We start from the raw sequence: 21,478 nt of genomic DNA on the forward strand, positions 1-21,478 counted from the left end.
CACCGGACGGGGGTGGTCGAGGAGTCGCGGCCCGGTCCCCCGAGGTGCCGCTTCGTACACCTGCGACCTTAACGCGAGACGACAACGAGGTGCCGCTCGGGTATCAATGCCCCAACCGGTCAAAACTCGCTACCCGTTCGGCGTTCGACGTACCTCGCCGTTCGTGCTGCACAAGGGCCGGGTACGGGCTCTCATCCGCGCCGGAAACAGGTCATCGCTCCCGGCCGCTTGCGAGTGGCGAACTGCTCGAAGCCCAACTGCGGAGCCAGATCCCGGGCCACCTGGTTGCTCGAGTAGACGCAGATCGTGGTGACGTCGAGCCGCTCGACCGCCGCGGCCAGCTCGGGCGTCGGCGCGAGGCCGTCCCTGCCGTTGGCGAGCGCGGCCAACTTCAGCCGGTCCTGAGCGAACGGCGTGTCGATGCCGTAGTCAGGCAGGTAACGGTCGTTGGGGCTGACCACCCGCATCCTGCTGGTCACCATCGGAGCGGTGTGCATCAGGGTGGACGGTGCCAGCACCACGCCGTCGGGCCGGTCGAGCTGGGTCATCCAGAAGACGATCGACTTGCGCTGTTGAGGCAGCTTCCAGACCGGCTGGTCGTGCACCGTCACGTAACTCTTCGGCGACCACATCGGCGTGCCGACGAGGGCGAAGCCGGCGACCAGCGCCACCGCGATCGCGACGCTGCCGAACACCCGCAGGCGCGGCAGCTCGACGGTGCAGAGGATGCCGATCACCGCCGGGAGGGCGAACATCCACGGCATCCGCCAGAGCACGACGCCGATGCCGGTCAGGCTGTTGATCACCTCAAGGACGCCGGGGAAGAGCAGCACGCTCATCGCCAGCGTGCTACCCGCGACGAGCAGTTGGGGCGTCCGTCGGCGGGCGATCAGGGGGCCGAGCCACAGGGCCAGGCCACCGATCACGCCGAGCACACCGAAAAGGATGGTCCGCCGGTAGGTGATCTCGGCGTCGTAGAAGGCCGCTGCCGCGTTCTCGGTGATGGGGCCGGCGTTGAGCCGCGACCAGATGGTCGCGCCGATGGGGTAGACCAGCGCCGCCGCACCGGCCACGATCGCGTCCCGCCAGCGGCCGACCACCATCATCGCGAACGCCGCGCCGCCGACCAGCAGGGGAAGGACGATGGCGGAGGTGGTGCTGAGGCCGGTGGCCACGATGGAGAGCGCGGCGATGAGAACCAGCCCGCGACGGGACCGCGAGTCGAACCACTCGGTCAGGTAGACCCACATCAGCGGCACCACCGCCGCCACGAACATGGTCTTGCCCTGGTGCAGCCTCGTCAGGTGGAAGGTGCCGAGGGCCGCGTCCTGGCCGGCGACCAGGTAGAGGTAGGCCACGGCAACGGTGAAGGCGAGCACGGCGCGGCGCGGCGCCCAGCGTTGCACCAGCCGCCACAGGGCGAGCACCGCCAGCACGGACATGAGCGGCACCACGATGTACCACGTGGCGGAGGCGGCGTGCAGGCCGAAGACGTGGGCGAAGGCGCCGTAGAAGACCTCGATCGACGGCACCGGCGGCTGGGAGTTCATCGCGGGTGCGACGCCGTCGGTGAACAGGAAGTCGCGCAGCGGCACCTGGTCGCGTTCGGCCACCCAGACCGACTTACCAACGAAGAAGGCGTCGTCGACGGAGTTGCGGGCGAAGAAGAGCCCGGAGATCGCGGCCAGCACGGCGACGATCAGGGCGTACGCCGACGAGAGCGGGGTCGCGGCGGCGGCCGGTGCAGCGCCGACCGGCGTGGTGAGCCAGCGACGCCGGGCGAGGAACAGTGCCCCCGCGCCGGCGAGGGCCCCGAAGCCACCCGGGATCCACCACGGGATGCCTTCGCCGACGCCGTCGTCGACGGTGGTCAACCCCGCCGTGACGGCGGCGACGATGCCCGCGCCGACCACCAGGGCGAGCAGGGGACGCGGATACGCCGGGGCGACGCTCCCGACGGCCTCCTGATCGGCGGGACCGGCGGCGGACGCCGGGCGTGCCCGGCGGCGCCACCACAGCCATCCCGCGAGCGCGACGACACAGGAGCCGGCCCAAACCAGGAACGTCGTCGACGGGGCCAGGCCGAACAGGAAGGCCAGGTGGTAGAGGACGGTCCAGAGCGCGAACGCCACCACACCCGCGTCGGTCACCAGCACCGGGGCCGCAGCCACGAGGGCGCGCAGCCGCGCTCCGGGGGTTGGCCGAGGTTCGTTGGCGCGGCTCTGCTCCGGCTCCGGCCCGGCGCCTGTCGGGGTAGGCGCGACGGCGACGTGTTCGACGTTGGGCACAAGAGGTCCTTGTCGTCATACGAACGAGTTCGCGAAACTTTAATCAGATATGGGTGGCGAAGCAGGGCACCGCCACGGCGGGGGCCAGCCTAGCGGAATCGGTCTCGACGACACCTCGTCCGAGTCGTCACGAGATCGTCAACTAACCACCGAGGCGTCACGTTGGCGGGTGACGACCGCGCTGCTCGCGCCGAGCGCGACGGCCACGGATTCGACCAGGTTGTCCAGGTAGCTGTCGGTGAGCGGCAGCCGGGCGATGGCGAGCCGCCAGTAGAGCGGGCCGACGATGAGGTCGACGGCGGCGTCCGGGTCGGTGTCGGCGGGCAACTCGCCGCGCTGCACGGCACGAGTGACCAGGCGACCGCCGATCTCCTGCTGCCGGGCGTGCAGCACCTGACGCAGGGTCTGGTCGATGGCCGGGTTGCGGGCGGCCTCGGCCAGCAGGTCCGGGATGATCTGCGACGCGAGGGGGTGGCGCAGCGCGTGCGCCACCGCCTGGAACAGCAGCGCGAGGTCGCCGCGCAGGGTGCCGGTGTCCAGCACCGGCAGCTTGCCGTGCGCCGCCGCGGCGACGATCTCCACCACCAGGTCGAGCTTGGAGCTCCACCGCCGGTAGATCGCCGTCTTGCTGACGCCGGCCCGCCGGGCCACCGCCTCGATGGAGAGCCGGCCGTAGCCGACCGCGGCGAGCTCCTGCATCAGCGCGCGCCGGATGGCCGTGGTGATCTCGCCGCGCAGCACCGCCGCACCGGCCGGGGCGCGCCGCTTCTCGGTCGTCACCAGGATCTCTTCTCGCAGGTCACGCCCATCAGCGTAGCGCAACGACGGTACGGTTGCGTCCCGACGTGTTTCGGACTACTGTCCTCGCAGCGACGAGGCGGCGCCCCGCGCACACTTCCCACTAGGATTCCATCGTCGCGAGCCACCCGTCTGCACGAAAGATCGGAGCGCCATTTCCATGGCCACCACCGCGCTGGTCGACCCCGACACGGGCCTGACCCAGGCGCAGCTGGCCGCTCGACACGGACTGCGGGTCGCTGGTGAGCGCCCCTCTCTGGTCGAGTACAGCCGCCGACTGTGGGCCTACCGGCACTTCGTCGCCGCGTACGCCAATGCCAAGCTGGTCGCCTCGTACAGCAATGCCAAGCTGGGCCAGCTCTGGCAGGTGCTCACCCCGCTGACCAACGCTGCCGTCTACTACCTGATCTTCGGGGTGGTGCTGGGGCAGAACGACCGGATCCCGAACTTCATCGGCTACCTGACCACCGGGCTCTTCATCTTCAACTTCACCCAGAGCGCCGTGCTGGCGGGCACCCAGTCGATCAGCGGCAACCTCGGGCTGATCCGGGCCCTGCACTTCCCCCGGGCCAGCCTGCCGCTGTCCACCACGGTGACCCAGTTCCAGCAACTGCTGGCCTCGATGGTGGTGCTGATCGGGATCGTGCTGGTCACCGGCGAGCCGATCACCTGGAAGTGGCTGATGCTGGTGCCGGCCCTGCTGCTCCAGGCGGTGTTCAACGCCGGCGTGGTGCTGTTCGTCGCCCGGCTGGGCTCCAAGGCGAGCGACCTCAAGCAGGTCATGCCGTTCCTCATGCGTACCTGGATGTACGGCTCCGGCGTGCTCTACAGCGTCAGCCTCTTCGCGCGGCTGCCCGGCTGGGCGGCGACGCTGGTCCAGTACAACCCGCTGCTGGTCTACATCGAGCTGGCCCGCTACGCGCTGCTCGACGAACCGCCGTTGCTCAACGAGTCGCTGACCCAGCTCTGGCTGGTCGCGGCGGGTTGGGCGGTGGCGGCCGGGATCGGTGGCTTCATCTACTTCTGGCGCGGCGAACAGGAGTACGGCCGTGGTTGAGCACATCGGGGCCTCCAGCGAGGCGACCGCGACACTGACCCCGGCGCGGGAGCGCATCCCGACCGTGGTGGTGGACGACGCGCACATCATCTACCGGGTGCACCAGGGCGCTGGCGGTGGCACCACGCCGGTGGCCGCGCTGCGTCGGCTGGTCAAGCGCACCAACGCGCCGAACGTCCGGGAGGTGCACGCGGTCAAGGGTGTCTCGTTCACCGCGTACCGGGGCGAGGCGATCGGGCTGATCGGCAGTAACGGCTCCGGCAAGTCCACCATCCTGCGGGCCATCGCCGGTCTGCTGCCGGTCAACCGGGGCGCGATCCACACGCAGGGGCAGCCGTCTCTGCTGGGCGTGAACGCGGCGCTGCTCAACGACCTGTCGGGTGAGCGCAACGTCGTCCTGGGCTGCCTGGCCATGGGCATGCATCCCGACGAGGTCGCCAAGCAGGCCGAGGGGATCATCGACTTCTCCGGGATCAACGAGCGGGGTGACTTCGCCAGCCTGCCGATGCGGACGTACTCGTCCGGCATGGCGGCCCGGCTGCGGTTCTCCATCGCCGCCGCCAAGAAGCACGACGTACTGCTCATCGACGAGGCGCTCGCCACCGGCGACAAGGGCTTCCGCAAGCGCAGCGAGCAGCGGGTGCGGGAGCTGCGCGAGGGCGCCGGCACGGTGTTCCTGGTCAGTCACCAGCTCTCCTCGGTGCGCGACACCTGCGAGCGGACGATCTGGCTGGAATCGGGCGTCATTCGGATGGACGGCCCCACCGACGAGGTCATCCGCGAATACGAGGCGTACGCGAACAGCAAGTAAGGTGCCGGCGAACCTCCGGCATCGACACGGTGCCATGGGCCGCGTCGCCCACGTTGGGGCGGCGCGGCCCGCGCGTTAAGGTTCATTCCGTCGCCGCTCGGGCGGAACCTTCCGTTAACGCATTCGGAGAGAGTGAGGATCCGGCAATGACGCAGGACCAGACCACTGGCCCGGACGCCACACCGGAGACTCCCGTGCCGTGGCGGCCCTCACGGACAGTGGCCGTGGTGCTGGCTGGCGGCACCGGGACCCGGCTGGGCCTCGGCATCCCCAAGCAGCTGCTGAAGATCGCCGGCAAGCCGATCATCGAGCACACCCTGGCGGTCTTCGAGGCCGCACCGGAGATCGACGAGATCATCGTGCTGATGGCCACCGGCCACGTCGAGGACGCCCAGCAGATCGTCGAGAAGGCCGGCCTGCGCAAGGTCACCAAGGTGATCGAGGGCGGCGACACCCGCAACGCGACCACCCGGATCGCCCTGGACGCGGTCGGCCCGGCCGACTGCAACATCCTCTTCCACGACGCGGTACGCCCGCTGCTCAGCGGCCGGATCGTCCGCGAGTGCGTCAACGCGCTCTGGACCTACGACGCCGTGGACGTGGCCATCCCGTCCGCGGACACGATCATCCAGGTGGACGAGAACGACTGCATCACCGACATCCCGGTGCGCTCCCGGCTGCGGCGCGGCCAGACCCCGCAGGCGTTCCGCTCCCCCACCATCCGCGAGGCGTACCGGTTCGCCGAAGGTGACCCCGACTTCGCCGCCACCGACGACTGCGGCGTGGTCCTGCGCTACCTGCCGGGCACCCCGATCAAGGTGATCGACGGCTCGGACGAGAACATCAAGGTCACGCACCCGGTCGACGTACACCTGGCGGACAAGCTCTTCCAGCTCGCCGCGGCGCAGGCGCCCCGGCTGACCGACCACCGCAGCTACACCGAGGAGCTGACCGGGCGCACCATCGTGGTGTTCGGCGGCAGCTACGGCATCGGCCACGAGCTGACCGAGCTGGCCCGGCGCTACGGCGCCCAGGTCTTCCCGTTCAGCCGCTCCACCACCGGCACCCACGTGGAGCGCGCCGAGGACGTCGAGGCCGCCCTGAAGACCGCCTTCGAGGCCACCGGCCGGATCGACCACGTGGTGGTCACCGCCGGGATCCTGGAGCGGGGCGCCCTGGCCGAGATGGACGAGGAGACGATGGACCGGCTCCTGCAGGTCAACTTCGTCGGCCCGGTCACCATCGCCCGCCAGGCCCTGCCCTACCTCCAGCAGACCAAGGGTCAGCTGCTGCTCTACACGTCCAGCTCGTACACCCGGGGTCGGGCTCGCTACGCGCTCTACTCGGCCACCAAGGCCGCCCTGGTCAACCTGACCCAGGCGCTCGCCGACGAGTGGGCCGACGTCGGCGTCCGCGTCAACTGCATCAACCCGGAGCGGACGGCCACCCCGATGCGGACGCGGGCCTTCGGCGAGGAGCCGGAGCACACCCTGCTCGCCGCGGAGGCCGTCGCCCAGTCGTCGCTCGACGTGCTCGTGTCCGACCTGACCGGCCAGGTCATCGACGTACGCCGGGCGCCTGGCGACGGGCCGACGCAGGCCACCGTGCCGGCCCAGCCCGGGTCGGGGCGGGTCGAGGTGTCGGCCGGCACGATCGCCGCGAGCTGACGCGGGCACCGGAAGCGGGACGGCGGCGAACGGAGCGGCATGCGTGGTGACCTGATCCGAAAGCTGGCCGCTCGGTGCCTGAGCGTCGGCTTGGCCGTACTGGCGTTCGTCGTGGTGGCGCTGACCGGTGCCACCGGATGGGGGCTGGCGCTGGCCATCGCCGCGCTGGTCGCGGCCGCCGCCGAACAGCGGATCCGGCCCGGCGCCGACCTCGTCGCCGAGACCGCGCTGATCGCCGCCGCCGTGCTGGTCGGCTACTCCCGGCGCCTGGACGACGGGGTCGACCTGGCGCTGGTCGCCACCGCGCTGGTCCTGCTGGGGCTGGTGCTGCTGGTGGGGCCGCTGCGCGCCGCCGGCAACCTGGAGATCCGGGCGGCCAACCTGCCGGTACGGACCTGGACCCCGCTGATCGCCGGTCAACTCGGTGTGGGCCTGCTCGGGTTGCTCGCCGCCGTGGCCCTGGCCGCCGCGCTCACCCTGCCCGCCACCGTCGCACTGGCCGCCAGCCTGCTCGTGGGCGCTGGCGCCGGTGCCGTCGCGCTGGACCTGGCCCGGCGACGGTTCCGGCCGAGCAGCGGCGGCGGCCCGGTCGCCCGCGCGCTGCGTCGGCACCAGCCGGAGTTCCTGCTCCACTTCTCCGCGCCGCCCGGCTCCGAGTACCAGGTCACCATGTGGCTGCCGTACCTGGAGCGGATCGGCCGCCCGTTCATGGTCATGGTGCGAGAGCCGGAGTTCCTCGCGCCGATCGCCGCGGCCACCAGCGCGCCGGTCGTCTACTGCCCCACCCTGCGGGCCATGGACGACGCGCTGGTGCCGAGCCTGCGGGTGGCCTTCTACGTCAACCATGGCGCGAAGAACAGCCACTGCATCCGGTTCACCCAGCTCACCCACGTGCAGCTGCACCACGGCGACAGCGACAAGGCGCCCAGCGCCAACCCGGTGTCGGGAATCTTCGACCGGATCTTCGTGGCCGGTCCGGCGGCGATCGACCGGTACGCCCGCGCAGGGGTGCAGATCCCGGCGGAGAAGTTCGTCGTGGTGGGCCGACCCCAGGTCGAGTCGATCGAGGTACGCCCCGAGCCGGCGACCGGGCTGGCCCACCCCACGGTGCTGTACACGCCGACCTGGACCGGGCACCACGCCGACGCCGACTACTGCTCGCTGCCGGTGGCCGAGGAGCTGCTGCGGCGGCTGCTGGAGCGCGGCGCGACGGTGATCCTGCGGGCCCACCCCTACACCGCGCAGAACCCGACCTCGGCCCGTCAGCTGGGCCGGCTCACCGAACTGCTGGTCGCCGACCGGGGCCGCACCGGGCGGCAGCACGTGGTCGGCGCGGCAGCCCGGGAGCTGAGCCTGACCGAGTGCGTCAACCGCTCCGACGCCCTGATCTCCGACGTGTCAGGGGTGATCTCGGATTACCTCTACTCCGGCAAGCCGTACGCGGTCACCGACATGGGCGACGAGGGCGACCGGTTCACCGAGAACTTCCCGCTGGCCGGGTCGGGCTACGTGCTGCGGCGGGACATGTCGAACGCGGTCGAGGTGCTGACCTCGCTGCTCGACACCGACCCGCTCGCCGAGGCGCGCTGGGCCACCCGCCGACGCTACCTGGGCGACTTCCCCGCCGACGCGTACGCCGAGGCGTTCCTGACCGCCGCCCGCCGGGAGCTGGCGCCGACGCACCAGGCGACCGAACGGCCGGCGCAGCTCACTCCCCTGACCTGACCCACCGCTCAGCGGTACGCGTCCAGCAGCGCCAGCACGGCCGCCGGGTCCTCCACGTGCGCGTTGTGCCCGAGCCCGGGCAGCGTGGCGACCGGCACGCCGTACTCCTTGAGCTGCGCGTCGGTGACCATCGGGTCGTGCTCGCCGCGCGCCAGCACCACCGGCACGTCGGTCGCCGCCAGCAGCGCGGCGAGATCGGGCTCGCCGACGGCGAACGCGCTCGTGTCCATCGCGAGGCGCCACCGACCGTCGACCTGGCGCAGGCCGGCGTCCACCATCGGATCGTCCGGCGGGACCAGGCCGGCCAGGCCGGCGACCCGCAGATAGCGGCGGGCCGCCTCGGCGCGGCTGGCGAACCAGCTGACCGGGCGGGCGGCGAGGTCGACGGCGCGGGTCAGCTCGTCCGGTGACCAGACGGCCTTGATGCCCAACCCGACCACGGCGTCCACCGGCGTCCCGGCCGCGCGGGCGGCCAGCGCCAGGCCGACCACCCCACCCAGCGAGTGCCCGAGCACCACGATGCGGTCGCCGGGCGCCAGAGCCTGGGCGACCCGCTGGGCGAAACCGCTGAAGGAGTACGACGGCAGCGGGGCCGACCAGCCATGGCCGGCGAGGTCGGGTGCCAGCCACCGCCCGGGCCAGTGCTGCTCCAACAGTGGAGCCCAGGGCAGCCAGACGTCACCTGTCGCCCCCATGCCGTGCAGCAGAAGCAGGACCGGCCTACGGTCGGCGTGACCACCCGATTCATCCACCACGGCCGCAGTCTCCCACGGTTCGCAGCCCGCGACGAGAGCCGTCGCCCCGGCATCGACGAAGACGCCGCGGGCGCCGGCCCCTCGTGGGGGTCGGCGCCCGCGGCGTCTTCGGACTCCACCTGGGTCAGGCGGAGTAGCCCCGGGTGGCGATCCAGTTGGCCAGGTCGATCGTGGTCATCCAGTACTCGGCGTTTGCCGCGTCGGCCGAGTCGGCGATCCGGACGGTACGGCCGTCGTCCTTGTAGCCCACCACCGCGACGTAGTGCCCGCCGCCGTAGGAGTGCCAGCCGCCGTTGGTGTCGACGGCGTCCCCGGCCACGTTGGCCACCACGCCGCGACCGTCGGTGATCGCGGTGACGACATCAGCCTGGAGGCGGTCCATCTGGGCCGGGCTGGGCGAGCCGGCGAACATCCGGGTCTGGTACGGAGAGCCCTTGACCTCGGCGTTGAGCACCCGGGTGGTGTCCAGGGCCGAGTTGGTGCCCATCTCGGTGGTGCCCAGCTCGGCGCCCAGCTGATTCTGGGTGCGGTTGATGCCGGCGGCGCTGAGGGCGTTGCGGGTCGCCGCCGGGCCGCAGTTGTAGTACGTGTTCTGCACCTGGTAGTCGTAGTCGAGCACCTTGGTGGCGGGTGGCTTCGGTGCCGCCTTCTTGACGGTCACGTCCGGGTCGCTGCTGGCCTTGGCGGCGGGCGACGCGGCGCTGGCGGACGGGGCGGCAGTGCTCGGGGCGGCGCTGGCCGAGGGGGACGCGACGCGGGCCTCGCTGCGGGAGGCGGCGGTGTCGCTGCGCATCTCGGCGACCGTTGTCGCGGTGTGCTGGCTGGCCGGGGCGTCATCGCCGCCGGCAACCAGGGTGCCGGTGGTGGTCGCGATGGCGAGGGCCGCGACGGAGGCGGCGGCGATCTGGTACGGACGTTCGGTGGCGAGACGACGCAGCTGACGCTGCAGGGTGTGCTTCACGGTTCCTCCACGGTTCGGGGGGAGAGCGGCACACCGGGGCAGCCCGATATTCGGGCAGGCGCCAGCGCGCGGACCGTGGTCCGCGGATGGTGAACCGCTCAGGGGAACGCCCGGCACGGCCGGGCGGGAAAGGCGGTGACCCGGGGGGGGTCAGCTCACCGTCACGAGACGGACAAGCGCGGGTACCGCTACGCCGTGAAGGCGGAGGAATGGCCGAGGGGTGCAGGGGTGCTGCATGAGGATGGAACTCCTTCCGACACCGCCTACCGGGTTAGCTGACGGATTCGGGCGGGAAGATCGCCCTACCGCGGGCCGTGGCTCGCGGATTCACCCCGGACTTACTGGTGGGTCCCCGGTTCGTTGATCACGATTGAGCGGGTCAGCGCGGCGTCGCCACTTGCGATCGATTACCGCACCGGACGGGACGACACTACTGGCCGGCCTGAACCCTGCCAAGCCTGGTTCAGCTGCGTAAACCTCAGGCGGCGCGACAATTTCTGGGCGTATTGCCACTGACGTGACTCGATGGGACGAGCGGTTACGGCGGCACCTCAGGTCGACAAGCGGACAGGTCGTCGACAATGCCGACACATCCGCGCGAACAATCCGGCCGAACGCGTCAGCCGCCCGGTTTCCGGAAGGTGTGACCGGGCTCACCGAATATTCGGGGCGTTCAGCCCACCCGGGCCGGACGCCAGCGCGCCGCAGCAGCCGGAAGGGCCGCCACCCGCACGGTTCGGCGGGGCATCGCCCGGGTCGGCCGCAGCCGAGCCGCCGCCGCGTACGCCTCGTCGGCCAGGGCACGCGCCGAGGACGCGGCCAACTCGGCGTCGCGCCACGCCAACCGTTCCCGCGCGGCGGCGACCTCGTAGTCGGCCCGCCTCGCGTTGCGGATCGCCCGGTGGAGCAGCGCCTCCTGCTCCACCGGGTGCCGGCGCGGATCCCAACCGTGCCGGTGGCCGAACACGTCGCTGAGCTGCCGCATGGCCAGGTCTCCCCGCCAGTGCGCCGCCATCGCCGCCTGGTGCAGGTAGCGCTCCCGGGCCGCGTACTCGGTGGGCGTGCGGGGCGTACGCGGGGTGGGCAGCGCCCCGGCGCCCGCGAACCGACGGGCGGCGGCGTCCGCCTCGTCGTACCTGATCCAGGCCTGCTCCACCTGCTCCTGAGCGGTCAGCCAGTCGGCGCGCCGACGGCGGGCGGTCTGCGCCGCGCCGGCCGCGGCGACGGCCACCTCCTCGGCGTACCGGCGCAGGTCTGCGGCCTCGGCGGCGGCCAACTCCCGGGCGGTGGGCGCCGGGTCGACCGCCGGGGTGTCCCGCTCGGGACGGGCGACCAGGACGGCGAGCACGGTCAGCGCCAGCAGGAGCAGGGCCGACCAGATGGCGGCGGCCTGCGGCACCTCGGTCAGGAACTGGTAGAAGACGACGGTCTCCATGGTCGGCACCTCGGCAAGAGAGCGTTGCGATGGGAAGCCGCACGACCGTCCGGGCCAGGGCGGGCCACGGGTTGGCGGGGTGCGGAGCGGTGTGTCGACAGGTGCGGTGGCGGGACGGGCGTCCCGCAGGGCTCGGGACGGGCGTCCCGAGGGCTCAGCGCCCGGGTGGGGCGCGAGGACCCGCGCTGGCCGGGTCGTCGGCGCGGGGCAACCGGTCGGCGGCCGGGCCCACCGGCAGCAGCCCGACCGCGGCGGCGGGCAGGGCACCCTCGCCGCCGGGCGGTGCCGGCTGGGGGTCGGTCGCGCGCACCGAGCCGGCCTCGTCGGCCGTGATCTCGGCGGCGGAGGCCGGGTGCCCGACGCCGACCACCGAGGCGGGCCGGTACGACGACACGGCCGACCCGACGGCGACCGTCGACGCCCCGGCGGCCGCCGTCGACGGCGCACCCGGTGAGGTGCCCGCGCCCAGCGCGAGGGCGGCGACGACGGCGAGGCCGGTCAGCACCCGTGTCGCCCAACGCGCCACCCACCACAGGGGACAGGTGAGGGCGACCGGAAGCACGGTCCCACGCTACCGCCGGCCCCGATCGGGCGCATCGGCACCGGGCGTGTCGACCCACGCCGCGCCGACCGCGTCCGACCAGGATGGACCCCGTCAGCGCGAGTCGGCGTACGTCGATCGCTCGTCGGGCTTGTCGGTGCCTCCGCTGCCACGGGCCTCGCCGCCAACGGCCTCACTGCCAGCGGCCTCGGCGTCGCCGGTCCGTTGCCGGGGGACGGCCGCCGGTCGGGCCGCGCGGCGCGGCGCGAGCCGGCGCATCAGCGGCGTCTCGACGAAGCGGTGCAGCAACCCGGCAAGAACCAGGCTCACCACCAGGAACCCGAGCACCACCGCCGGGCCACGCCAGCCACGGAAGCCGGTCCCCCAGTCCCCGCTCCAGCGCAGCACGCTCGTCATCACCAGCACATGCACCAGGTAGAAGGCGAAGGAGACCTCGCCGAGCCAGACCAGCGGGCGGGACCGCCACGGCGAACGCCGGGACCGCACATCCGCGTCCGCGGCGGCGGTGATCACCAGCAGGTACGCGACCGCGAGCAGGGTGGTCCACAGTTCGGCGCGGATCCACTGCGAGGCGGCCACCCAGGTCGCCACGAAGATGACGGTGGCCGTCGTCAGGCCGGGACCACGCCACAGCCCCCGGCGCATCAACTCGGCCGCCACCGCACCCAGCCAGAACTCCAGCGACCGCACCGGCGGGAAGATCTGGGTGAACCACCACCGACTGACCTCCGGCACCAACTGCTGCGCCGGCCAGAGCGCGAGGATCACCAGCGGCAGCGCGACGACCAGCACCCAGAGCGTCGACGGACGGGCCCGGCGCAGCAGTGGCAGCGCCAGCGGCAGGCAGAGGTAGAAGAAGAACTCGCAGGAGAGCGACCAGCTCACCGTGTTGATGCTGTAGAACCAGCCCGGCCGGGGGTCCCAGGCCTGCAACAGCAGCAGGTTCTCCAGGGCCGCCGCCGGCAGCACCGGATCGGCGAACCACCAGGCGACCAGCAGCGCCGCCGCCCACAGCACCAGGTGGTTCGGATAGATCTTGGCGACCCGCCGCCGCCAGAAGGTTCGCCGCGAGTCGCCCGGGCGGGCCGACCAGACCAGCACGAAGCCACTGAGGATGAAGAAGAACTGCACCCCCGACAGGCCGAGGGCGAACACCCCGTCGACCACTGCCTTGTAGTCCGGCTCGGCGATGATCCGCATGGTGCCTGCATGGAAGCCGAACACCAGCAGCGCGGCGATCCACCGCAGCCCGGTCAGCGAGGGAAGCCGCGCCACGGCGGGTGCGGGCGCAACCGCCGAGGCGTCAGCGGTGCTCGTCATGCCGGGGTCCCGACGCTCCGCAGGGTCACCAGCACGTATGTCTCCTCCCCGGGGCGCGTCAAACGACGCGACGGCCCGGAAGGGCCGCACCGGGGCACCTTACCGGGTCACTCCCGGGTGAACCGGGCGGCCGTTGTTAACCTTCCGCTTCGCCGGAGTTCAGGAATTTCACCTTCCACAGCCACGTCAGGTTCCGGGACTGGCCACTCTCGTCGTCAAAGGTGGCGACGTGGTCAATGAGCCGACGCACGCACCGCTGCTGAGCATCGTCGTGCCGGTCTACGGTGTCGAGGCGTACCTGTACCAGTGCCTCGAATCGATCCGGGCCGACATCCCGGCGGGCGAGTCGGACGCGGTCGAGCTGATCGCCGTCGACGACGCCTCGCCGGACGGCTGCGGCGCGATGCTGCGCTCGTACGCCGCCGGGCGCGACGGCGTCCGGGTCGTGCACCTGACCAGCAACGTGGGCCTGGGCCTGGCCCGCAACGCCGGCCTCGACGAGGCCACCGGCCGGTACGTCTGGTTCGTCGACAGCGACGACTGGCTTCCCCCCGGCACGGTCGGGGCGGTGCTGGACCGGCTGCGCGAGCACCAGCCCGACGTCCTGATGCTCGACCACCTGCGGGTGCACGAGGACGGTCGACGGGAGGTCGACGCGAGCAGCCACCTGCTGCGCGGGGTGTCGGGCGTCGCCCGGCTCGCCGACCAGCCGCACCTGCTGCGGGTGCAGCACACCGCGTGGAACAAGGTGGTCCGCCGGGCGTTCCTCGACGAGTTGGAGCTGCGCTTCTTTCCCGGCTGGTACGAGGACATCCCGTTCAGCCATCCGCTGCTGATCGGCGCGGAGAAGATCTCGGTGCTGGACCGGGTCTGCTACCTGTACCGGCAGGGTCGGCAGGGCGCGATCACCTCCACCCGCAGCGGCCGGCACTTCGACGCGTTCGCCCAGTACGAGCGACTGATGGACTGGGTCAGCCGGCGGCACCCGGACGAGGGCCTGAGGGCCGAGTTGTTCCAGCTGATGATCAGCCACTACCTCGTTGTGGTCGGCAACGACGACCGGCTGCACCCACACCTGCGGCGGGCCTTCTTCCACCGGGTCGCCGAGCACTACCGCCGCTACCTGCCCACCGGCGGCTACCCGATGCCCTCCGGGGTGACCGGGCTCAAGCACCGGCTTGTCGGGCGCGGCGACTGGTTGGCGTACTCGGCGCTGCGCCAGGCGCACCGAGTCGCGGGCCGGCTGCGCCGGTCGGGCGCAACCGGCGGCACCGACCACAGCGGCGGCGGCTCGGCCTCGGCCTCCGCCGACGAGGACCCGGGCCGACCGGCCGACAGCGCAGGCGAGCCTGATCCCGGGCACAGGTCCGACGCCGCGCACAGGTCCATTGCCGAGCACAGGTCCGAGGCCGCGCACAGGTCCATTGCCGAGCACAGGTCTGACGCCGCGCACAGGTCCGTCGCTGAGCACGCTGCCGGCGTTGAATCGGCGGGCCACGCTGATGCGCTGGCCGGGTGCCGCCTGCCGTGATCGTCCGCACAGCACCCCACGCCATGCCGGGAGCCGTGTCGGCTCCCGGTGCCCTGGTTTTCCAGGTCGTCCGCCCGCCGGGCGGACGACAACAGCACCACCGCACCCTGGTGCGGGTACCTGAGCAGAGGTCGGGATGACGGCGACAATCAAGATCGGACCGCACGCGGTCGGTTCCGGGGAGCGACCCTTCGTGGTCGCCGAGATGTCCGGCAACCACAACGGCGACCTGGGCCGGGCGCTGGCCATCGTCGACGCGGTGGCCGAGAGCGGGGCGCACGCCCTCAAACTCCAGACGTACCGCCCGGACACGATCACGATCGACGTCGACACGCCGGCATTCCGCATCTCCAGCGGTCACGAGCTGTGGGGCGGCGAGAACCTGTACCGCCTCTACGAGCGGGCGCACACCCCGTACGAGTGGCATGCCCCGATCTTCGAGCGCGCCCGCGAACGTGGTCTGACGGTCTTCTCGTCACCGTTCGACGCGACCGCGGTGGAGCTGCTGGAGTCGCTGGACGCGCCGGCCTACAAGATCGCCTCGTCGGAGTTGGTCGACCTGCCGCTGATCCAGCTGGTGGCCAGTACCGGCAAGCCGATGGTGATCTCCACCGGGATGGCGACGGTGGCCGAGATCGACGCCGCCGTACGGACCGCCCGGGACGGCGGCGCGGCGGGCATCGTGCTGCTGGCCTGCACCGCGTCCTACCCGGCGCCGCCCGCCGACAGCAACCTGCGCCGGCTGCCGGTGCTGGCGGGCGCCTTCGACGTGCCGGTCGGGCTCTCCGACCACACGCCCGGCATCGGCGTGGCGGTCGCCTCGGTCGCCCTCGGCGCCTGCTTCATCGAGAAGCACGTAACCCTGGACCGGGCCGACGGCGGCGTGGACTCGGACTTCTCGCTGAACCCGGCCGAGCTGACGGCCCTGATCGCCGAGTCCGGCCGGGCGTACGCGGCGCTGGGCGGCACCGCGATCGGCCCGACCCCCGCCGAGCGGGAGGGGCTACGGTTCCGCCGTTCGCTGTATGTCGTCGAAGACGTCCGGGCCGGCGAGACGGTGACGGCGGAGAACGTCCGGTCGATCCGGCCGGCGGGCGGGCTCGCCCCGGTCGAGATCGAGCGGGTGCTGGGCCGCACCTTCACCACCAACGTCCCCCGCGGCACCCCCCTGAGCTGGAACCAGATCTAACCGCTGCCCTCTTCGGCGATCTTGCACTTACTGCCCGGGCGAAAGGCGTGTAAGCCGCGATTCGGAGTCAGTAAGTGCAAGATCGCGGGGAGGGTGTGTCGGGGGCGAAGCCGACCGTGACCACTAGGTCGGCCAGCCGCAGGGTTCGCCAGATCGCCGCCCCGTCGGACGGTGTGCCCAGGCCGTAGCGGCGCCACCAGGCAACCACCGGCACGTCGGCAAGCTTGCAGCAGCACTCGGCCCGAGTCCACCGGGCCCAGAAGTCCCCGGCACCGAACCGACGGGCAAGTGCCGGGGGCACCGGGGCCTCAGCGCGCTCCGCATCGATCGCCACCCGCCACCCGGGCGCTGGCGGGCCGTACCAGCCAACGCAACGGCCGTCGTCGAGATAGCTGCGGGTCACCGCGTCGGCCAGCGCGGCCGCGGGGCCGATACGCAGGTGCCGTTCGGCGGCGGCCAGCAGTCCCGGCACGGGACGCGGCCCACCAGCACCGCTCGGGCGCGACAGTGCGGCCGGGACGGCGAGAGACATCGGCCCGGCCGCTTCCGGCCGATCCCGGCGCGGGTCAGATGGAGGCGGCACCGTCCACCACGATGACCTGGCCGTTGATGTTGGTGTGCTCGCGGAGCAGCATCCGCACGACGGGCACGACCTCCGCCGGCTCGGTCAGGTGACCGGTCGGCGTGCGGCGCACGATCTGGTCGAGCTGGGTCGGGCCGAGCACGGCGGACATCTCCGAGGCGAAGAAGCCGGGGGCGACCGCGTTGACCAGCATCCGGCCGCCGAGTTCCCGGGCGAGCGACCGGGTGGCGGCGTCCATGCCGCCCTTGGTGGCGGAGTACGCGACCAGGCCCGGGAAGCCGCGCTGCGCGCAGATCGAGGTGATGTTGACGATCCGCCCTCGCAGGCCCTTGCCGAGCATCCGCCGGACCACGAGCCGGGTCAGTTGCAGCGGCGCGGTCAGGTTGGTCTCGATGATCCGGGCGATGTCGTCGGTGGCGGTGTGCACGTGCAGGGAGTCCTGCCCGATGGCCGCGTTGTTGACGATGCCGTCGATCGGGCCGAGTCGCTGCTCCACCTCGCGGACGAAGCCCTGGGCGGTACGCAGGTCGGTGACGTCGACCGAGCCGACGTGCACCCGGTCGGGGTGCTCGGCGGCGAGCTTCTCCAGCTCCGGCGTGACGGTACGGGCGAACGCGGCCACCCGTACGCCCGCGTCGAGCAGGTCGGTGACGATGGCCAGGCCCAGCCCTCGTGAGCCGCCGGAGACGAGGACCACGGAGCTGGGCGGTACGAGTGGGGTGTCGGCGAGGTCAGACATCGCTCTTCAGGGTCTCCTTGACGGGAATCTCGGTCAGCACACGGATCCGGCGGGGCACCGCATGCTCGGGCAGCCGGTCGGCGCACCAGCGGACCAGCGCGGCCTCGTCCGGCACGCCAGCGGCGAAGCGGTCGGCCAAAGAAGCGGGACCACCGGCCGAGGCAGAGGAACCACCGGCAGGGCCATCGGCCGAGGCGGAGGAACCGCCGGCGGGAGTGAGGACCACGTCGGCGACCACCATCGCGCCGAGCACCGGAGCCCGACGGCCGGTCACCCGGGCCCAGGCGACCCCGGGGTGCCCGGTCAGCACGCCACGGACCACACCGGCGGAGACCTTGCTGCCGCCGACGTTGATCTCGTCGGAGTCCAAGCGGCCGGTGATCAGCACCCGGCCGTCGATCACCTGCACCCGGTCGCCGGTGCGGATCGGGCCGGCCAGCCCAGCCCCGTGGTGCGGGGAGGTGACGACCAGTTCGTCGTCGTGGACGGTGAGGGTGGGTCGGCCCGGGGTTTCCCGCCCCAGCCACTCGACCGGGAACCCGGCCCGCCCGTCGTGCACCACGATGGACGCCCCCACCTCGGAGGACGCGTAGATCCAGGAGATCCGCGCGGTGGGGAAGACCTCCCGCAGTCGGTCCAGGATCGCTTGGTCCACCGGCTCGCCGCCGAGGGTGATCTGCCGCAGCGGCACCCGGGCGAGCGCGTCGGCGTCCCGGTAGAGCGTGCGCCGCCAGAAGGTCGGGGTGCCGGACGCGGCGTCGACCCCGTGGGCGGCGGCGACGGCCGGCCAGTCGTCCAGCTCGTCTGGTTCGACCACGACCAGGTGCTGACCGGGCTGGGTGAGCGACAGGGTCACCACCTGCCACCAGGCGTACGTGCCGGGGGCGTACGGGCACAGCCAGGTCCGGGACGGCTGGTCGCCCCGCACGGTGGTGAGCGTGTCGAGGGTGTGCCCGACCCGCTTCGGGCGACCGGTCGAGCCGGAGGTCAGCAGCCAGAGCCGGCCGGGCTCGGCGGCCCGCGGTCGGGGCGGCGCGCTGGGGTGCACGCCGTCGTCGTCGACGAGGGTGACGGTGAAGCCGGCGTCCAGCAGCTCCGAGCGCATCGCCGCGTCGACCCGGCTCGCGGTGCTGAGCAGCAGCTCGGTGCCGTGCGTGGCGTGCTGCCGGGCGGCGGCGAGCGCGTGCCCGGCGCTGTGCGCCAGCACCGCGGCGGGGTCGGGCAGGACCGGCGTCGGCAGCGTCCGCCAGGTCAGCGGGGCGTCACCGACGACGAGCCGGTTGTCAACGCCGGCCGGTTCCGGGCGCGCGGAGGCCGGGTGGGCGGGCGCGACCCTCACTGCTGCTGGAGCTCGACGAGGAAGTCGAGGACGTCGGAGACGGTGGCGATGCGCCGTAGGCCGGGGGCGTCGAAGTTGAGCTCCTCCCCCGTCTCGTCCTCCACCCGCAGGGCCAGCTCGGAGAAGTCCAGCGAGCGGAAACCGATCTCCCGCAGTTGCGCCGCGTCGTCGGCGGGCAACTCCTTGTCCTGGTTCTTCAACACCTGAGCCATGAGGTCGCGGATCTGCGCGCGACTCAATTCGTTCATGCGCCGGAGTCTACAACCCAGCGAATGGATATTCGATTTGCCGGTGCGCCCGGTAAGGTGCCTCCGACCGGACGTGAACAGATGGAAAGCGAGAGGCGCGTGCTGCGCGAAGCGACGGCGGACGACGTTCATCTGATGTTGTCCTGGCGTAATCAGGAAACCAATCGTCAGGTCAGCAAGACCAGCCACGAAATCACCTCCGACGAGCACGCCCGGTGGTGGTCGGCGGTGCGCGACGATCCGTCGCGGCGGGTTCTGGTGTACGTCCGCGACGACCTGCCCTGCGGCGTGGTCACCTTCTTCGACCTGCGGTTGGACGGCCCCCGCACCGGCGCCTGGGGCTTCTACCTGGACGCCGACGGGCTGGCCGAGCGGGGCGAGACGCTGCCCGCCTGGCTGGCGGTCATGCGGGAGGCCGTGGAGTACGCCTTCGACGGGTTGCACCTGGATCGACTCGACGGGGAGGTGCTCGCGCACAACACCGTCGTACGGCAGATGAACCGGCGTTTCCGATTCGTCGAAGGCACGCCGCGACAGGAGTCGTCCGACGGTCGGGAAATCACCGTCATCCCGATTTCGCTGGCCCGGGCCGACCGCCGTCAACGCTGATTGCCGCCGGCTATTTCCCACGATTGTCGAGCACCATTAACCGCCGATGCCCCGGGTGGACATCTCCCGTTCATGAAAAGGAATGTCCACCCGGATCCACACAACGGCTCCTCAGGCTCGCCGCCAGGCCGCCCAGTGCTGCTGCGCGTTGCCGCCGAGCCGGACGAAGCCGTACTTCGCGCCGTCCCAGTCGTCCGGTTGGCCGGGCGCCCAGCGCGTGAAAACCACCTGCGCCGCGGCCGGCGGCTGCTCGCGGAACCACCGCACGTCGGTCCAGGTCACCTGGTGGCTGAGGTTGAACCGCAGGATGTAGTGCACTCCCGTGGAGGCCCAGACCCGCTCGCCGGGGCGTACCCCGACGTCGGCGACCCGTGGGGTCGGCGCGGTGCTGGCCGCCATCGGTCGCACCAACCTCTGGTCGATCACCTGCATGGTGACGAGGTTGACCACGACGAGGGCGCCCAGCATCGGCAGCCGTAGCCGGGGCACGCGGACCGCCGCGACGAGCAGCAGGCAGCCGGCGATGCCGACCAACGATCCGACGACGGGTCGCATCTCCCGCCAGCCGTCGGTCAGCGCCATCAGGTCCGGCGCGCCGAAGCCGCCGTAGCGCAGGGTGTGTCCTCGGCTGGCCACGTAGGCGAGCCGGGCGGCGATCAGCGCGCCGCCGGCGACGAGCAGCGCCACCGCGACGGCGGCCCGGCGCAGCACCACCCGGCGCCCGGCGGTGAGCAGCACCCCGAGGCCGACCAGCAGCCAGAACGGGGCCAGCATCTGGACGTAGCGGCCGTAGATCGCGTCCAGCGGCTTGCCGGTGATGCCGGCCAGGATCACCGACGCGCCACTGGCCACCCCGACGCTCACCACCAGCGCCACGCCCATCGTCCAGCGGGTGGCGTCGCCCTGACGCGGGCGCCACAACTCCCGGACGGCGGCGGCCCAGGCCACCCCGGCCATCCCGAACGTGATCACCACGAGGTACCAGAGCTGGGTGGCGATGGCCGCGCCGACGCGGACCACACCCTGGCCGGAGGCGACCGCCGCGACCGTGCCGCCGCCCGGCGTGCTGCCCAGCAGATAGACCTTGTCGCCGAGGAAACGGATGCCGGCCTCGTTGACCAGCGCCATGGCCAGCACCGGCAGCAGCGCCGCGAGCACCGCCGCTGGCGTGATGCGGCGGCGGACGAGCAGCAGCAGGACCAGGCCGGCGTGCACCGCCACGATCACCAGGCCGCGCGAGTGCAGCAGGTGGAACGCGCCGACCAGCAGGCCGACGGTGGCCGCGGCGAGCGGGCCGGGGCGGTCGATCCAGCGGTGTACGGCGAGCAGCCAGGCGACCACCAGCGGCGCCATCACCGTGTCGATCATCGCGACGCCGGCGTAGAAGGCGGTGGCCGGCAGGGTCGCCGCCACCACCGCCGCGAGCAGGGCGTACGGGCGGGGCAGGCGGAGCACGCGCCGACCGAGCAGGTACGCCAGCGGCAACAGCGCCGAGTTGACCATCGCGTTGATCAGCTGGACCAGCCGGTAGCTGTCGGTGAAGTCCCGGTCGCCGAGGAAGGCGGGCGAGATCAGCATCGGGTAGCCGACCCGCCGAAGCAGGTCGTTCTCGCTGCTGAACCCACCCGGCCCGCCAGCGAGGGCGCGGGCGGTGTTCAGGTAGCTGTCCTCGTCGGTGTGCGCGATGGGCAGCACGATGTGCCGGGACAGCCACATCCGCCATGCGACGCTGAGCACCCAGCCGACGACCAGCAGGAGCGGCACCAGCCACCGTCGCGCGGACGCCGCGGGCGGTGTCTCGGCCGGGACCGCCGGCCGTTCCATCACGTCGCTGCCGGATGCCATCAACGCCTCCTGAAGT

At 72.1% G+C, this 21,478-nt stretch carries 18 protein-coding genes, 1 pseudogene and 1 riboswitch; of the genes and pseudogenes, 7 read left to right on the plus strand and 12 right to left on the minus strand.

All coding sequences use genetic code 11. The annotated features are described in order from the left end of the window. Positions 1 to 191: 191 nt before the first annotated feature. Both ABZ780_RS27670 and ABZ780_RS27675 read right to left on the minus strand, forming a co-directional pair. Entirely contained in the window at positions 192 to 2,288 is a 2,097-nt protein-coding gene (locus ABZ780_RS27670; RefSeq protein WP_357487961.1) for a DUF6077 domain-containing protein, read from the minus strand. Positions 2,289 to 2,426: 138 nt separating this feature from the next. After that, on the minus strand, positions 2,427 to 3,068 hold the full coding sequence (locus tag ABZ780_RS27675) for a TetR/AcrR family transcriptional regulator (protein WP_357487962.1): 642 nt from the start codon (positions 3,066 to 3,068) through the stop codon (positions 2,427 to 2,429). Between the two features lie 178 nt (positions 3,069 to 3,246). Between ABZ780_RS27675 and ABZ780_RS27680 the strand changes: the two genes are divergently transcribed. The 4 genes from ABZ780_RS27680 (at position 3,247) to ABZ780_RS27695 (ending at position 8,346) form a co-directional block, all read left to right on the plus strand. Continuing rightward, positions 3,247 to 4,143: an ABC transporter permease gene (locus ABZ780_RS27680; RefSeq protein WP_357005935.1), complete on the plus strand. Its 897-nt coding sequence runs from the start codon at positions 3,247 to 3,249 to the stop codon at positions 4,141 to 4,143. Further along, positions 4,136 to 4,954: an ABC transporter ATP-binding protein gene (locus ABZ780_RS27685; RefSeq protein WP_357487963.1), complete on the plus strand. Its 819-nt coding sequence runs from the start codon at positions 4,136 to 4,138 to the stop codon at positions 4,952 to 4,954. The genes ABZ780_RS27680 and ABZ780_RS27685 overlap by 8 nt, the downstream gene beginning before the upstream one ends. A 146-nt stretch (positions 4,955 to 5,100) precedes the next feature. Next, positions 5,101 to 6,621 carry a bifunctional cytidylyltransferase/SDR family oxidoreductase gene (locus ABZ780_RS27690; RefSeq protein ID WP_357487964.1) on the plus strand — a complete coding sequence of 507 codons (1,521 nt, stop codon included), beginning with the start codon at positions 5,101 to 5,103 and terminating at the stop codon, positions 6,619 to 6,621. 39 nt (positions 6,622 to 6,660) lie between these two features. Then, complete coding sequence (locus ABZ780_RS27695) at positions 6,661 to 8,346, plus strand: CDP-glycerol glycerophosphotransferase family protein (RefSeq protein ID WP_357487965.1); 1,686 nt, start codon at positions 6,661 to 6,663, stop codon at positions 8,344 to 8,346. Between the two features lie 8 nt (positions 8,347 to 8,354). On the opposite strand, the gene ABZ780_RS27700 is transcribed toward ABZ780_RS27695, so the two are convergent. The 5 genes from ABZ780_RS27700 to ABZ780_RS27720 all read right to left on the minus strand — a co-directional run bounded on the left by ABZ780_RS27700 (position 8,355) and on the right by ABZ780_RS27720 (position 13,379). Continuing rightward, positions 8,355 to 9,101: an alpha/beta hydrolase gene (locus ABZ780_RS27700; RefSeq protein ID WP_357005923.1), complete on the minus strand. Its 747-nt coding sequence runs from the start codon at positions 9,099 to 9,101 to the stop codon at positions 8,355 to 8,357. Between the two features lie 124 nt (positions 9,102 to 9,225). Beyond that, positions 9,226 to 10,062, minus strand: coding sequence for a C39 family peptidase (locus tag ABZ780_RS27705; protein ID WP_357487966.1), 837 nt, complete (start codon positions 10,060 to 10,062; stop codon positions 9,226 to 9,228). Between the two features lie 245 nt (positions 10,063 to 10,307). Further along, positions 10,308 to 10,449: riboswitch (cyclic di-AMP (ydaO/yuaA leader) on the minus strand. A 286-nt stretch (positions 10,450 to 10,735) separates the two neighbouring features. Beyond that, on the minus strand, positions 10,736 to 11,497 hold the full coding sequence (locus ABZ780_RS27710) for a hypothetical protein (RefSeq protein WP_357487967.1): 762 nt from the start codon (positions 11,495 to 11,497) through the stop codon (positions 10,736 to 10,738). A gap of 154 nt (positions 11,498 to 11,651) precedes the next feature. Next, a complete protein-coding gene (locus ABZ780_RS27715) occupies positions 11,652 to 12,059 on the minus strand; it encodes a hypothetical protein (RefSeq protein ID WP_357487968.1) in 408 nt (135 codons plus the stop codon). 93 nt (positions 12,060 to 12,152) lie between these two features. Next, positions 12,153 to 13,379 (minus strand): acyltransferase, encoded by a 1,227-nt coding sequence (locus ABZ780_RS27720; RefSeq protein ID WP_357487969.1) that lies wholly within the window; start codon positions 13,377 to 13,379, stop codon positions 12,153 to 12,155. A 229-nt stretch (positions 13,380 to 13,608) separates the two neighbouring features. On the opposite strand from ABZ780_RS27720, the pseudogene ABZ780_RS27725 reads away from it, so the two are divergent. Further along, positions 13,609 to 14,622 (plus strand): annotated as a pseudogene (locus ABZ780_RS27725) (glycosyltransferase); the annotation flags it as partial. A gap of 424 nt (positions 14,623 to 15,046) precedes the next feature. Then, a complete protein-coding gene (gene pseI / locus ABZ780_RS27730) occupies positions 15,047 to 16,099 on the plus strand; it encodes a pseudaminic acid synthase (protein WP_357487970.1) in 1,053 nt (350 codons plus the stop codon). A 67-nt stretch (positions 16,100 to 16,166) separates the two neighbouring features. Here pseI and ABZ780_RS27735 read toward each other — a convergent pair whose 3' ends face one another. The 4 genes from ABZ780_RS27735 to ABZ780_RS27750 all read right to left on the minus strand — a co-directional run bounded on the left by ABZ780_RS27735 (position 16,167) and on the right by ABZ780_RS27750 (position 19,008). Next, the gene (locus tag ABZ780_RS27735; protein ID WP_357005906.1) at positions 16,167 to 16,571 is read right to left on the minus strand and encodes a hypothetical protein; all 405 of its coding nucleotides are present in this window, start codon (positions 16,569 to 16,571) and stop codon (positions 16,167 to 16,169) included. Between the two features lie 94 nt (positions 16,572 to 16,665). Next, complete coding sequence (locus tag ABZ780_RS27740; protein ID WP_357005904.1) at positions 16,666 to 17,421, minus strand: SDR family NAD(P)-dependent oxidoreductase; 756 nt, start codon at positions 17,419 to 17,421, stop codon at positions 16,666 to 16,668. Continuing rightward, positions 17,414 to 18,760, minus strand: a complete 1,347-nt coding sequence (locus tag ABZ780_RS27745; RefSeq protein ID WP_357487971.1) for an AMP-binding protein — start codon at positions 18,758 to 18,760, stop codon at positions 17,414 to 17,416. Before ABZ780_RS27745 ends, ABZ780_RS27740 begins: the two co-directional genes overlap by 8 nt. After that, on the minus strand, positions 18,757 to 19,008 hold the full coding sequence (locus ABZ780_RS27750; protein WP_357005898.1) for an acyl carrier protein: 252 nt from the start codon (positions 19,006 to 19,008) through the stop codon (positions 18,757 to 18,759). Before ABZ780_RS27750 ends, ABZ780_RS27745 begins: the two co-directional genes overlap by 4 nt. 81 nt (positions 19,009 to 19,089) lie before the next feature. On the opposite strand from ABZ780_RS27750, the gene ABZ780_RS27755 reads away from it, so the two are divergent. Continuing rightward, complete coding sequence (locus ABZ780_RS27755) at positions 19,090 to 19,617, plus strand: GNAT family N-acetyltransferase (RefSeq protein WP_357487972.1); 528 nt, start codon at positions 19,090 to 19,092, stop codon at positions 19,615 to 19,617. Positions 19,618 to 19,728: 111 nt separating this feature from the next. On the opposite strand, the gene ABZ780_RS27760 is transcribed toward ABZ780_RS27755, so the two are convergent. Beyond that, positions 19,729 to 21,462 (minus strand): hypothetical protein, encoded by a 1,734-nt coding sequence (locus ABZ780_RS27760; RefSeq protein ID WP_357487973.1) that lies wholly within the window; start codon positions 21,460 to 21,462, stop codon positions 19,729 to 19,731. Positions 21,463 to 21,478 lie beyond the last annotated feature (16 nt).

The organism is Micromonospora sp. NPDC047467 (assembly GCF_040643095.1).
In the GTDB taxonomy this organism is placed as follows: Bacteria; Actinomycetota; Actinomycetes; order Mycobacteriales; family Micromonosporaceae; genus Micromonospora.

Bases quoted from the DNA above. Each gene is read 5' to 3' on its own strand.
- ABZ780_RS27680 (WP_357005935.1), top strand. From the start codon at position 3,247: ATGGCCACCACCGCGCTGGTCGACCCCGACACGGGCCTGACCCAGGCG.
- ABZ780_RS27690 (WP_357487964.1), top strand. From the start codon at position 5,101: ATGACGCAGGACCAGACCACTGGCCCGGACGCCACACCGGAGACTCCC.
- pseI (WP_357487970.1), top strand. From the start codon at position 15,047: ATGACGGCGACAATCAAGATCGGACCGCACGCGGTCGGTTCCGGGGAG.
- ABZ780_RS27695 (WP_357487965.1), top strand. From the start codon at position 6,661: ATGCGTGGTGACCTGATCCGAAAGCTGGCCGCTCGGTGCCTGAGCGTC.
- ABZ780_RS27720 (WP_357487969.1), bottom strand. From the start codon at position 13,379: ATGACGAGCACCGCTGACGCCTCGGCGGTTGCGCCCGCACCCGCCGTG.
- ABZ780_RS27710 (WP_357487967.1), bottom strand. From the start codon at position 11,497: ATGGAGACCGTCGTCTTCTACCAGTTCCTGACCGAGGTGCCGCAGGCC.
- ABZ780_RS27740 (WP_357005904.1), bottom strand. From the start codon at position 17,421: ATGTCTGACCTCGCCGACACCCCACTCGTACCGCCCAGCTCCGTGGTC.
- ABZ780_RS27760 (WP_357487973.1), bottom strand. From the start codon at position 21,462: ATGGCATCCGGCAGCGACGTGATGGAACGGCCGGCGGTCCCGGCCGAG.
- ABZ780_RS27755 (WP_357487972.1), top strand. From the start codon at position 19,090: ATGGAAAGCGAGAGGCGCGTGCTGCGCGAAGCGACGGCGGACGACGTT.
- ABZ780_RS27750 (WP_357005898.1), bottom strand. From the start codon at position 19,008: ATGAACGAATTGAGTCGCGCGCAGATCCGCGACCTCATGGCTCAGGTG.